This window comes from Hassallia byssoidea VB512170, assembly GCF_000817785.2.
Taxonomy (GTDB): Bacteria; Cyanobacteriota; Cyanobacteriia; order Cyanobacteriales; family Nostocaceae; genus Hassallia; species Hassallia carrinoi.
Window position 1 is genome coordinate 1 of sequence record NZ_JTCM02000157.1, and the last position, 11,569, is coordinate 11,569.

Below are 11,569 nucleotides of genomic sequence, written 5' to 3' on the forward strand. Positions count from 1 at the left end.
ACGACAAATGTGGACAGGCTTGTTTTGTAGATCCGCAACCACCCACGAATATTTTTGATGAAGCCTGTCCACATTTGTCTAGAGAAGACTTCGCCCTTTTATCCGGAAGCGCGATCGCTTCGGAGTCTAAAAATAATTAATAAATGATTAATTACGGTTTTGGATGTGTGATACAATGTTCCATCTGGAAGTTGATATGTGTTAAACCCAGCTTTTCTGCGCTAGGATAGAAAGGATGTAGGTGTAAATAAGCCTAAACATTGGCGCTTGCATATACATTCGGCTTGAGCAATAACTTTACGGAGACTAAAACCAGGTACAAAACAGCATGGTCAATCAGAAATTAACCGCTACAGAAATAGGCTTCACTCACGAAGATTTCGCTGCTCTATTAGACAAATACGATTATCACTTTAGCCCTGGAGATGTTGTACCAGGAACCGTTTTCAGTATAGAGCCGCGCGGCGCTCTGATTGACATTGGTGCAAAAACCGCAGCATATATACCTATACAGGAAATGTCTATAAACCGGGTCGATGCCCCGGAAGAAGTCTTACAATCAAACGAAACGCGGGAATTTTTCATCCTCACAGATGAAAACGAAGATGGTCAATTAACTCTTTCCATTCGTCGCATTGAATATATGCGAGCTTGGGAGCGAGTACGGCAATTGCAAGCAGAAGATGCTACTGTTCGTTCTGGTGTGTTTGCGACCAATCGTGGTGGAGCTTTGGTAAGAATCGAGGGATTGCGTGGTTTTATTCCAGGTTCTCATATTAGCACCCGCAAACCTAAAGAAGAATTGGTAGGCGAAGATTTGCCATTGAAATTCTTAGAAGTAGACGAAGAGCGTAATCGTTTAGTTCTATCCCATCGTCGAGCGCTGGTTGAGCGTAAGATGAATCGCTTAGAAGTTGGCGAAGTTGTTATAGGTACAGTTCGCGGTATCAAACCTTACGGTGCATTTATTGATATTGGCGGTGTGAGCGGTCTGCTGCACATCTCTGAAATTTCTCACGAACATATTGATACACCTCACAGTGTATTTAATGTCAATGATGAAGTGAAAGTCATGATCATTGACTTGGATGCAGAAAGAGGTCGGATTTCTCTGTCTACAAAACAGTTGGAACCCGAACCAGGTGACATGATTAAAAATCGCGATTTGGTCTACGATAAAGCAGAAGAAATGGCTGCTAAATATCGCGAACAAATGTTAGCTAAACAGCAAGGTGTGACTGCGGTAGCTGATACTGATGCCTTAGCTGAAGAAGATATACCCTCAGCAGTAGAAGAAGATATACCCTCAGCAGTAGAAGAAGATATACCCTCAGCAGTAGAAGAGGAAATACCTTCAGCTATCGAAGAGGAAGCACCTTCAGCATAGAATAATAATGCCCTTGAAATCATTGTGAAAAGAGAGAGGTTTTCCTCTCTTTTTTTATGTAAATTAAAAATTTAGTTCTTATTTAAATAGGGTGGAATGTGGCAACTATTAAGTGTAGAAACATGACGTTTTCTAATATCCAGGCGATTTTGTTTGACAAAAACGGTACTCTGGAAGACTCAGAAGCGTATTTGCGATCGCTTGCACAAAAAGCAGCACGGATCGTAGATGCTCAAGTTCCCGGAACTGGGGAACCTTTGTTAATGGCTTTTGGGATTAATGGCTCAAGCTTAGATCCCGCCGGTTTAATTGCCGTGGCAAGTCGTCGGGAAACAGAAATTGCTACTGCCGCATATATCGCCGAAACTGGCAAAAGTTGGTTTGAATCGCTCTTAATCGCACGTCTTGCCTTAGATGAAGCCGAAAAATACATCGGCAAGACTTCTTCACCGCTGTTTGTCGGTAGTTTAGAAGTGTTAAAATCCTTGTCAGAAACTGGATTGAAACTCGGTATCCTTTCAGCCGCAAGTACAGCAGAAGTTAATGAATTTGTCAAGCATCACCAATTGAGCGATTACATTCAACTAGAAATGGGAGTCGATGAAGGTCCGAGTAAACCAGATCCAATATTATTTTTACAAGCTTGCAAATCTTTGAAAGTAGAACCCAGCGCTACCTTGATGGTAGGTGATGCTGTAGGTGATATGCAAATGGCGCGTAATGCTAAAGCCGCAGGTTGCATTGGTATTACTTGGATTGGTAAATCGGATAATGTCCAAGGTGCAGATGTGGTGATTAATCAACTCGATGAAATTCAACTTGTAGAAGCTTAATGTGTATTTTCCCCGATTCTCAAAAACAAAAGTGCCATTGCTCAAAACTACTGATGAACAATAATTGCGTTGCGACTGATTTCTATTAACACATGTTGAGCGAACAGCCCAGCAAGTTGTGCAAGGTTATTCACAAATAATGCTTCAAGTTCGGTGTTAGTGATATTGCCTGTAGTGACTAACAACAACTTGTAAGGTTCTTGCCGAATCAGAAATGAATCAAAAAAATCTCTGTCTTTAGTAACAACAATCCTACTTTCTTGGATTGATATGGCGTTAATTTCTACATCAGTTGTTGCATTTCGCTGGGGTAAATCTTTGGTATGAATTGTATCGTAACCAGCAGATTCGAGAAAACGTGCCAGACGCACTGGCAGTTGTGCATCTACTAAAAACTTCATGAAGCTATTCGGTAGATGCTTTTCACTCTCGTCAATTGAGTCGCAAACAGCAAAGCTGCTAAGATATCATCGCGTTCTAAATCGTCGTAGTCGGCAATGATTTCCTCGATAGTCATGCCAGAACTTAGCAATTCAAGGATAAACTCGACTGGATAACGCAGTCCCCGAATGCTTGGTTTGCCGTGGCAAATATTCACATCAAGTGTGATTCGCTGTAAAAGGGTGTTTTCCATCGCTTTTATACTTAGTTTTGTTCTGGAGAACATTCTAACTGAAAAATAGCAATTGGTATCGACGTTGTTAGCGCGATCGCCAAAGTTATCTTGACAAAAGCGCCTATACGTGCTTAACTTCTATCGGTTATGTCTGGTTGTCATCCTGAACTATCCGCCCCAAGTACAGTACCAGAAAATCTCTCGCAGCAGCAGAGTTAATTTTATCTAGCGCTTCGATAATCTCTGGAATTGATTCTGCTAGAGGATCTCTTATCTCGTTGAACCACTGACTAACAGTAGAACGGTTAATGCCCATTGTCACTGCTAACTGATTTTGGCTAATGCCGTAAGTTTCTAGTACCTGTCTGAGTGCTTTTCCTGCTCTTCCCATGCCTTCAATAGTCTCAGAGGTAGATAACCAAGTAAATGATTCGAGTTGAGAACATTTAAGGTAGGATGGTATTGTTCTGAGTTGAGAACATAATCGTTTTTAAGAAATTAGGTGAAGACTAATGTCAGAGAATCACGAGCGTGATGCTAATGAAACCCTTGCGATAGATGCTTTAATTTCAGGTAAATCAGCAAACCGGATGATTTTGATTGGTGCGCCACAATGGGTAAAGGGAGTGATTTACAGGCTGCATTCTTTGGGTTTTGCGGAAATGGCAGAATGGAGTCGGTTAATGCCAACCCGCAACCCCAAGGAAATGATTAGTGTGTTGCAGCGTCCGAGAGTGCAGGATTAAGGAAAAGTGTGGAGGCGATCGCTATGAACCATCAAATCACAAGCGCGTTGCGTTCATAAGTATCACCTCACCCCCATCCCCTCTCCGCAGGTTCAAAGAGGGGTGCCCGATAGGGCGGGGTGAGGTAATGATACGTGCAACTCGGTATCACAAGCGATAAGCAAAGCTTTAAAGAATGCGGGCTATGCTTCTTTTTCCCACTTACAGCACAAAACATAAATTATGTCAATAGCACATAAGTGCTACGATATTAAATAATCTTCCGACAGAAATCTCCACATTTAATACACAAGCCATGCAGAATACAGATACCAGCTTAAATCTTCGCTTGTGGACAGTTGCAGAGTACCACCGCATGGCTGAGACTGGGATTTTAGATGAAGATGAGCGAGTGGAACTGTTAGAAGGGAAGATTATCTGGATGAGTGCTAAAGGTACAGCGCATCGTTCTGCTGTGGGAAGGACAGATTACTTACTAAAAAACAGATTAAGAAATCGGGCTTGGGTATCGACTCAAGAACCGATAAAGTTAAATCAACGCTCAGAACCAGAACCAGATGTTTCAGTTGTTAAGATAGACCCACTCGACTATGCCGATCACCATCCTACCCCCAGCGAGGTTTATTTAATCATTGAAGTAGCCGATAGCAGTTTAAAATTTGACTGCGAAACGAAAGCTAAAGCTTACGCACAAGCGGGAATTGCAGATTATTGGGTGCTAGATGTCGTTGAGCGTCAATTATACGTATTTCGAGAACCCAATGAAGAAGGCTATCAAAGCAAAGTGATTTTGGGTGAAGATGCAAGAATTTCACCTTTACAGTTTGCTGATTCGCAGATTGTGGTTTTGGAAATGTTACCACCAATTATTGTATCTTGAAGGCGATCGCATTTATCGTCAAGGGTGAGCGCATTTGCCCCTAGTCTTCCTTGTCCCCTTCTCTGGGACTCCCTACTTTAACCCTAGCTGTTTACGAAACTCATCATCGTATTTCGCGTACTGCCAATTCTTGGCAGATTTAACTTGCTCAAAAGTCAGGTTTTTGGCATAGCTGAGGTCTGCTCCCGTTGAGGTCGGCATCGCTGAGGTTTGCTCCCGTTGAGGTTGGCAGCGCTGAGGTCGGCATCGATGAGGTTGGGAGAAGCAGGGGTTCCAATAAAGTTACTCATAATTATCCAGCCGTCAACCTTCGATCCGCAATACCCAACCAGTAATTCCAATACACGGCTGGATAATTATGAGCAGGTTTCGTCTAGGGGTTCGTTATGTCACAAAAGGCACTGCTAAAAGTAATTTGAAGATTACCGTTGAGTGTTCATTTACTAAGCCGAATACATAGTCCACCCGAAATCAAGGATACTCTGATGAGGAAAGGCGTTCCGCAAGGTTGCCGTACTCGGCATCGCATCTTTCAATTTCACGCTACAACTAATCAAAGACTATTTGCCTTGCCATAACACTAAATGTCTGAACAAAAGCCTATCAGTCCTTGGAAATACAAACCTTGGTGGTGTCAACCTTGGTCTATTCTTTTAACGGGTGTAACGCTAATTACTGGTAGCTGGGTACTATTTAAAATTATCTGGCTAACAGTTCTCGTATCCGTGCCTATATTAACTTGGATGGGCTTTTTCTTATTAATGTGGCCCCAACTGATGATCCGTAGTGGGGTTTTAGAGTTGCATCAAAACGATTAATAAAATTCCCCACCTCTGCTAGTGGGGAATTTCGGAAAACTCAATTCACAACTTGGCTGCTATGAAGGCGAGGATCGTCTTTACTACTTGTTGGTGCAACTGGTGCGGAAAATTTGGAAACTTGTCCGCTTGCTTGAGCATAAGGCAAAGATGAACCAGTAGCCAAGGCTTCTAAATTACTTCCCATAATTGTACGGGGTTGATCGCCGATCGCCTGGGCTATTGTTTCCCCATCTTTACCCAAAAAAACAAAATGGGGAATTCCATCCACCCGATACTTCAACATCTCCGGCAGCCATTTGGTATTATCTACATTCAGCATGACAAAATTAACTTTGCCAGCATATTGCGTCTCGAACTGTTGCATATCTGGTGCCATTTTTTGGCAAACAGTACACCAATCTGCATAAAACTCCATCAGCGTTGGCTTGCCATTCGTCAAAGCTAATTCTAATGGTGTAGACCCTTGATCTAACTTTGCAAGACTTGCTTCGGGTGTTTGAGTTCGCAATCCTAAAAATAAGGCAACGGTGAGGGCGATCGCTACCATTGCAATCGCAAAATTTCTTAAGCGTGTCCCACCTGTAGTTTCTGGCTTTTGAGGAGATATAGGCGAATCTGTACTCATAACAAGTTTATTAAATCTTATTAAGTTGCATCTTCTTCAGTTTACCTTTTTCTGTCTTGGCGGTTCCTACGCTCAACCCACTACGCTACAACAGATAAAACCCTCTGACAAATCTGTGAAAAAAAGAGTTACCCTCACCTTTCCCAAACGCGCTGTACAAATGCCAGTAACCTATAGACTGGCGAAAGAATTCAACGTCGCTGCAAATATTATCCGCGCTCAAGTAGCTCCAAATCAAATTGGTAAACTTGTAGTTGAATTATCCGGGGACATAGATCAGCTAGATGCAGCGATTGAGTGGATGCGATCGCAAAATATTAACGTTTCCCTCAGTTTAGGCGAAATAGCGATCGATGAAGATGTTTGTGTTGATTGTGGTTTGTGTACGGGAGTTTGTCCCACCGAAGCGCTTACCCTGAACCCGGAAACATATAAACTGACATTTACGCGATCGCGTTGCATCGTCTGCGAACAATGTATACCCACCTGTCCCGTCCAAGCAATTTCAACCAATCTTTAACCCAAACGAAACACATCAGCCATCACACCACCATCACCAAAGAGTCGAGTTTTTGCCGGCGAGTCATAAACCACCAATACAGAAGGTATCCCAGTTACATTTTGAAATAACGTAAAGCCTTCAGCGTGTTCAATTCTGTTTCCATAAGGAATATCTTGCAGAAACTCTGGATAATGAAGTGTATTTTCTGTTAAATTCACAGCATTCTGCAAACGATAAAGTTGTACCGGTCCATCTAAATCCATTGTGGGTCCGGCTAAAATCAACAAATCTTCACCATAAAGATGCATATCCCGAATTCCCAAACCATTCAAAAAGAGAAAATGCTTTTTATATGACTTTCCCTCTTGACCAATTTCCCGCAGTGTCATGATTCCGGGGGTAGATGTTTCTAATTCTACTTCCAGCATCACCGCCCAACCACGCAAAACCGGACCGCGCAAACCGATAAAAACTCGCTTTTGACAAACAGCTATCCCTTCCACGTCAAAGCCATTATCTTTCCCCGGAATTGCTGCTTTCACAAAAAAGCCTAAATGAGGATCGTCTGCTAAAGCTGCCATTAACAAGTTTCCTGTCGGAGTTATTTCCAGTTTGGCAGCACTTAATAATATATCTGGATTTTGCGGGTGCGGGCATGACGAAAACAACTTCCCGTCCACAAGCGGAATTCTTCCCAGAATATAACGATTAGGTTCTGTGTCAATTTTTGCCAGTCTTTGAATATTTTTTTCATCTGATTTATCAGATTTAGGCTTCTTGCGTTTGTAGCTATGGGAACCTATTAACCAAAGATAATAATCGGTGTAGGCAAGTCCTTCAATGTCAATTTCTTTTTCTTCCGATGCCGGTAAATCAATAAATTCTGCGACTCGATAGCGTTCGTGATTTGCAAAATTATTGCCATCAACCAAAGAAAGACGCTCAACAGTAGAGGTTTCATCTGAACCCAACCACAAATGCTTTTCTGGAGTCAGCAGCACTGCGGAAAGATCTTCTCTGTATTCTTTAAAACCGTCAGTAAAAGTTAAGGATACTTGACTTAGTAAATATGAGTTATCCATTTTACCTTTGCTCCTCTCGTGTAATATATTGTTATTATTATGTGTTTGATCATACTTTAGCATTAAAAATAATGACAGCAAGTATCACGTTCATCCAGTTTTTCAAGCTAAAATAATATTTATTAAGTTTATATGTTACTCTCAAAACATTTATAAGTTAATCTCAAAAAAAATATGATAATTAACATTCTTATAAAAGACAAACAACCATCAAAAGTTAGAAAAATGCCGTTGAAATAAATTAGATAAAATATGCAAAAAAGACAGATAAAATTGTAATTAGTGTTATCATACAAAAACCTAATTAAGTAGTTGTTGCTATCAAATTCATACCAATAATCTTATGGAATTAGTTGCACAAGCCAAACTAAAAACGCTAGGTGACTATGCTCACGAAGCACTGAAAAAACACTTTAAAAAAACCTTAAAGTGGGAAAAAACTGTTAAGAAAGACGAAGATCCAGAAGCTCTGCATCAAATGCGAGTAGGGATGCGTCGTTTACGCACAGCAGTTAGCAGATTTGGGCTAGCTTTAGATTTATCTAAGCCAGTAAGTGATAAAAATATAGGCAAAATTGCCCGTCGTCTTGGTACGTTGCGAGATTTGGATGTACTCAAAGAATCTTTGGAAAACACTTACCGTCCAAATTTACCGCATAAAGAACAAAAATCTCTGCAAACAGCTTTCGATGCTTTATCTAAACAACGCGAAGATGCGTTAGAAGGAGTGCAAGCAACATTTAAAGATGAGCATTATAAATCTCTAAAACAGGGAATGAACGAGTGGTTGGAAAACCCAAGTTATCTACCTGTAGCATCTTTGCCTATGCAAGAATTGCTACCGGATTTACTTTTGCCGGAAGTGAGTAGTTTATTGCTAGATCCGGGTTGGTTAGTGGGAACGCAAGTAGAAAATGCAAAAGTTGTCATTCCTAAAGGTTTAAAAGCCGAGAAGATAGAGAAAGAATTGGCAACAAATGGCGAAATGCTGCATACATTGCGTAAACAAGCCAAGCGCGTGCGCTATCAGATGGAGTTATTTACTGAGTTATACGCTGAATCTTACTCAGTTTATGTTGCAGATGTTAAAAACATTCAAGACATCTTGGGTTCAATTCAAGATAGTGTAGTCTTAGGCGAGTGGCTGACGGATGTCTTCGAGTCAGAAATTGAAACTAAACTTCCCACTTTTGCAAATTTATTAGCAGAAAATCGTTATAAATTGTGGCAGCAGTGGCAACCCTTACAGGAGCGGTATTTGAAACCGGAAACTAGACACGGTTTTCATTTAACAATACTGCATCCGCTAACTCTGTAATTTGGCTCATAGCAATAAGCCGATAAAAGAATTGATAAGATGTCTCAACAAAAGACTTGCTGTCAGTCTTGGCAACACCAGAACTCACAGCTAAAGACCCTCATCCGAGTCTTTGGGCACAAACTCAAGATGCTGGTTGCCGCTTTGACGGGTGTGTTTGATAATCTGACCAGCTAAAATCAATACCACGACGCAGCAATTAAAGGCGATTTTGTCAAGTTTCGATGCCGAAAAGCATCGGCTTGATAAATCGCCTTTTTGTTGAGGGGGAAAGGGGGGAGAGGGGGAGATGGGGAGACAAGGGAGACAAGGGAGACAAGGGAGACAAGGGAGACAAGGAGACAAGGAGACAAGGAGACAAAGAGGAATTTGTTTCCTCTGCTCCCCCTGCTCCCCCTGCTCCCCCTGCTCCCCCTCTCCCACTTCCCCCTCCCCTTCATCTTTGGGCTATCGATTTCTGACAATTATCAATTTATATGGTAGGATAATGCCACTTTCAAGTTATATCTATCCAAAGAACTAGAAAGAAATCTGCTTGGGGAGGGTTGACGATCGCTCAATGTTGCATTGACCATAAAACCGTTGATTTTCATCTTCAAAATAGTTAATGAAAAATATTTTCATTAAATCCAGATTTAGTGTAAGCTATTTTTCAGATTAGTTGAAGAAGATTCTCAACAAAAGCCCAGAAGTGCCAATTAGCGATTAGTAGCAAAAAATTATTGGTTCTACTAATTGCTAAATAGATTATTTATTTGCAAGGAAAATTTAATGACTAAACAGCCTGATGTTATTTGGTTGAATACAAGTCCTAGTTTGCAATACTTTAGCAAGCCGCTGCTTGGTTATTTGTCGCGTGAACTGACAGTGCAAGAGTGGGAGTATTCCCAAAGTCAGGATGAAGCTAGTTCAATCTTATTGGCAGTTGAACTGCTGCATAAGCATCTCAAATCGTGCAATCAACCCGTGCATCTGATTGGTCACAGCATCGGAGGGTTGCTAGGACTAGTTTATGCGCGTCGATATCCAGAAAAAGTTAAGTCTTTAACTTTATTAGCTGTGGGGGTTGATGCTGCGGTTGATTGGCAGGCTCACTATTATACTCATCTGCCTTTCTTATGTCGCCAAAAGACTCTGAGTGCAATGGTTGACAATTTGTTTGGCTATCAAGACCAACGCACTGTTAAGCGTCTAACAAGAATTTTGGAACAAGACTTAAATTGCTCACTCTCACCTCACTCGCTGTTTCAACGGGTGAGTATGACTCCAAGCGTTGTGCCAGTACCGTTAATGGTCTGTGGTAGCTTAGACGACATCATTGTTGAACCCGATGCTTTACGAGGATGGCGACCTTGGTTGAATCCAAGCGATCGCCTGTGGTTATGTCCGGAAGGACGGCACTTTTTTCACTTCTTTCATTTTCAGCTTGTCGCAGAACAACTTCTCAACTACTGGAAATCTCTAAGCCAATTGGATGCACTTTGTTCTAGCCTGAGACTTTAAGCAAAATTCTCTGTGTTTTATAACCTATGACTTACGCCAAGCACAAACCATTGAAGGAAGGTTTTTGCTTAATATTTCTTAATGTTGAGGCGAACACGATTTGAAATCAACAGCTCGATTATCTCAATTTATTTTTAAAAGACGTGGGAGACGGCGTTAATCCTTATTTGAGCGTTTATCTCAAAGCCTTACATAAAGGTTTATTAAATACGGCGATCGCTATTGGTGCGGGTCTAAGTAATTTACTAGCTGGGGTTGTAGTCAACAAAATAGGTTCTAATAGTGCCTTTTTGATGCTAGCAGCGGTTTTCTGGTTTGTAGTGCCGGAAACAAAGGTAAAGTCTTCCCACATGCCCTCTGAAGTCGTTGAAAAAAAGGTGTAGTCAAAGCTACACCTTTTTGCGCTCAAGTTGAGATGCTTTGTGTTTTTTGTGCTTCAGTTTTTTTCGCAACGACTGGAAGATGCACAATATGGACTGAACAAGGTGCATGGTGAAGAACATAGTTACTGACGCTGCCTAGAAATAGTTCTTTTAAGCCAGAGTGACCCCGACGCCCCATAATAATTAAGTCAGCACCCCAATTATGGCTTACATCACAAATGCAGCGACCAGGACTGCCAGGATTTTGGGTAAATTGAGTAGTGACACCTGCTATGTCTGCTTGGGCACAAAAAGATTGTAACATCTCTAGACCTTCGCGTTTAAAAGCGTTCCATTGCTCTTGGTAAACTTCCAAGGTTTGACCGCGCACTCCTGAATAGTAGTCAAAACCAGAGTATACAGGCACATAGGGACTGCCTTCTTCTTCAGCAGAAAGAACGTGTAGCAGCATTAAGTTAGCTTGTGTAACCTTCGCTAAAGCCAACGCTTGCTCAAAAACCTGCTTGCTTAACTCAGAGCGATCTAACGCAACTAGAATTTTGTTAATAAACATATAGACACCGATTTTTTAGCAATAATCATTTATTAGAGGGGGCAGGCGATTATATCAGCTTTCCTCCTACAGTTATGTTATACACAAACAATTTGAGGATCTTGTGAGGAAAGGGGAATTGGTAATGGGTAATGGGTAATGGGTAATGGGTAATGGGCAATGGGCAATTGTTTAATGGGCAATGGGAATAAAAAGAAGCGATCGCGTATTTCACAAAGGGACGATGCCCCATGCCCTTTGAAGAGGGGGAAAGGGGAAAGGGGAAAGGGAAAATGTTGAAATATTTTCACTTCTCTTCGACTGATTTTATATGACTCCAT

17 protein-coding genes and 1 pseudogene are annotated in these 11,569 nt (G+C 41.4%); 10 read left to right on the forward strand and 8 right to left on the reverse strand.

Features of this window, described 5'->3' with window-relative positions:
* Window positions 1–328 precede the first annotated feature (328 nt).
* Window positions 329–1,387, forward strand: coding sequence for a 30S ribosomal protein S1 (locus PI95_RS32775; RefSeq protein ID WP_039737232.1), 1,059 nt, complete (start codon window positions 329–331; stop codon window positions 1,385–1,387).
* A gap of 98 nt (window positions 1,388–1,485) precedes the next feature.
* Window positions 1,486–2,220 carry an HAD-IA family hydrolase gene (locus tag PI95_RS32780; protein WP_039737233.1) on the forward strand — a complete coding sequence of 245 codons (735 nt, stop codon included), beginning with the start codon at window positions 1,486–1,488 and terminating at the stop codon, window positions 2,218–2,220.
* A gap of 47 nt (window positions 2,221–2,267) precedes the next feature.
* Here the strand turns inward: PI95_RS32780 and PI95_RS32785 are convergent, their stop codons facing one another.
* The 3 genes from PI95_RS32785 to PI95_RS32795 form a co-directional block, all read right to left on the reverse strand.
* Window positions 2,268–2,621, reverse strand: coding sequence for a DUF5615 family PIN-like protein (locus tag PI95_RS32785; RefSeq protein ID WP_039737234.1), 354 nt, complete (start codon window positions 2,619–2,621; stop codon window positions 2,268–2,270).
* Window positions 2,618–2,854, reverse strand: a complete 237-nt coding sequence (locus tag PI95_RS32790) for a DUF433 domain-containing protein (protein ID WP_039737235.1) — start codon at window positions 2,852–2,854, stop codon at window positions 2,618–2,620. Before PI95_RS32790 ends, PI95_RS32785 begins: the two co-directional genes overlap by 4 nt.
* 127 nt (window positions 2,855–2,981) lie before the next feature.
* Window positions 2,982–3,227 carry a helix-turn-helix domain-containing protein gene (locus PI95_RS32795; RefSeq protein ID WP_039737236.1) on the reverse strand — a complete coding sequence of 82 codons (246 nt, stop codon included), beginning with the start codon at window positions 3,225–3,227 and terminating at the stop codon, window positions 2,982–2,984.
* A gap of 121 nt (window positions 3,228–3,348) precedes the next feature.
* Here PI95_RS32795 and PI95_RS32800 point away from each other — a divergent pair, with 121 nt between their 5' ends.
* Both PI95_RS32800 and PI95_RS32805 read left to right on the forward strand, forming a co-directional pair.
* The gene (locus tag PI95_RS32800; protein ID WP_039737237.1) at window positions 3,349–3,582 is read left to right on the forward strand and encodes a hypothetical protein; all 234 of its coding nucleotides are present in this window, start codon (window positions 3,349–3,351) and stop codon (window positions 3,580–3,582) included.
* A gap of 295 nt (window positions 3,583–3,877) precedes the next feature.
* Complete coding sequence (locus tag PI95_RS32805; protein WP_039737238.1) at window positions 3,878–4,462, forward strand: Uma2 family endonuclease; 585 nt, start codon at window positions 3,878–3,880, stop codon at window positions 4,460–4,462.
* 72 nt (window positions 4,463–4,534) lie between these two features.
* Here PI95_RS32805 and PI95_RS37075 read toward each other — a convergent pair whose 3' ends face one another.
* Window positions 4,535–4,663 (reverse strand): hypothetical protein, encoded by a 129-nt coding sequence (locus tag PI95_RS37075; RefSeq protein WP_268896851.1) that lies wholly within the window; start codon window positions 4,661–4,663, stop codon window positions 4,535–4,537.
* Between the two features lie 383 nt (window positions 4,664–5,046).
* On the opposite strand from PI95_RS37075, the gene PI95_RS32810 reads away from it, so the two are divergent.
* Window positions 5,047–5,280 carry a DUF6737 family protein gene (locus PI95_RS32810; protein WP_163519407.1) on the forward strand — a complete coding sequence of 78 codons (234 nt, stop codon included), beginning with the start codon at window positions 5,047–5,049 and terminating at the stop codon, window positions 5,278–5,280.
* 40 nt (window positions 5,281–5,320) lie between these two features.
* Here the strand turns inward: PI95_RS32810 and PI95_RS32815 are convergent, their stop codons facing one another.
* On the reverse strand, window positions 5,321–5,908 hold the full coding sequence (locus tag PI95_RS32815) for a thioredoxin family protein (RefSeq protein ID WP_039737239.1): 588 nt from the start codon (window positions 5,906–5,908) through the stop codon (window positions 5,321–5,323).
* A gap of 115 nt (window positions 5,909–6,023) precedes the next feature.
* Between PI95_RS32815 and PI95_RS32820 the strand changes: the two genes are divergently transcribed.
* On the forward strand, window positions 6,024–6,428 hold the full coding sequence (locus PI95_RS32820; RefSeq protein WP_039737240.1) for an NIL domain-containing protein: 405 nt from the start codon (window positions 6,024–6,026) through the stop codon (window positions 6,426–6,428).
* Here the strand turns inward: PI95_RS32820 and PI95_RS32825 are convergent.
* Window positions 6,425–7,492 carry a DUF3616 domain-containing protein gene (locus PI95_RS32825; protein ID WP_039737241.1) on the reverse strand — a complete coding sequence of 356 codons (1,068 nt, stop codon included), beginning with the start codon at window positions 7,490–7,492 and terminating at the stop codon, window positions 6,425–6,427. The two genes, PI95_RS32820 and PI95_RS32825, sit on opposite strands and share 4 nt — an antisense overlap.
* Before the next feature lie 343 nt (window positions 7,493–7,835).
* Between PI95_RS32825 and PI95_RS32830 the strand changes: the two genes are divergently transcribed.
* From PI95_RS32830 to PI95_RS32845, 4 genes are all read left to right on the forward strand, one after another.
* Window positions 7,836–8,810: a CHAD domain-containing protein gene (locus PI95_RS32830; protein WP_039737242.1), complete on the forward strand. Its 975-nt coding sequence runs from the start codon at window positions 7,836–7,838 to the stop codon at window positions 8,808–8,810.
* Window positions 8,811–9,034: 224 nt separating this feature from the next.
* Window positions 9,035–9,271 (forward strand): hypothetical protein, encoded by a 237-nt coding sequence (locus tag PI95_RS32835; protein WP_052324625.1) that lies wholly within the window; start codon window positions 9,035–9,037, stop codon window positions 9,269–9,271.
* 310 nt (window positions 9,272–9,581) lie between these two features.
* Entirely contained in the window at window positions 9,582–10,313 is a 732-nt protein-coding gene (locus PI95_RS32840) for an alpha/beta fold hydrolase (protein ID WP_039737243.1), read from the forward strand.
* A 143-nt stretch (window positions 10,314–10,456) separates the two neighbouring features.
* Window positions 10,457–10,696 carry a hypothetical protein gene (locus PI95_RS32845; protein ID WP_039737244.1) on the forward strand — a complete coding sequence of 80 codons (240 nt, stop codon included), beginning with the start codon at window positions 10,457–10,459 and terminating at the stop codon, window positions 10,694–10,696.
* Window positions 10,697–10,718: 22 nt separating this feature from the next.
* On the opposite strand, the gene PI95_RS32850 is transcribed toward PI95_RS32845, so the two are convergent.
* A complete protein-coding gene (locus tag PI95_RS32850; protein WP_039737245.1) occupies window positions 10,719–11,249 on the reverse strand; it encodes a universal stress protein in 531 nt (176 codons plus the stop codon).
* A 77-nt stretch (window positions 11,250–11,326) separates the two neighbouring features.
* Window positions 11,327–11,569 (reverse strand): annotated as a pseudogene (locus tag PI95_RS32855) (hypothetical protein); the annotation flags it as partial.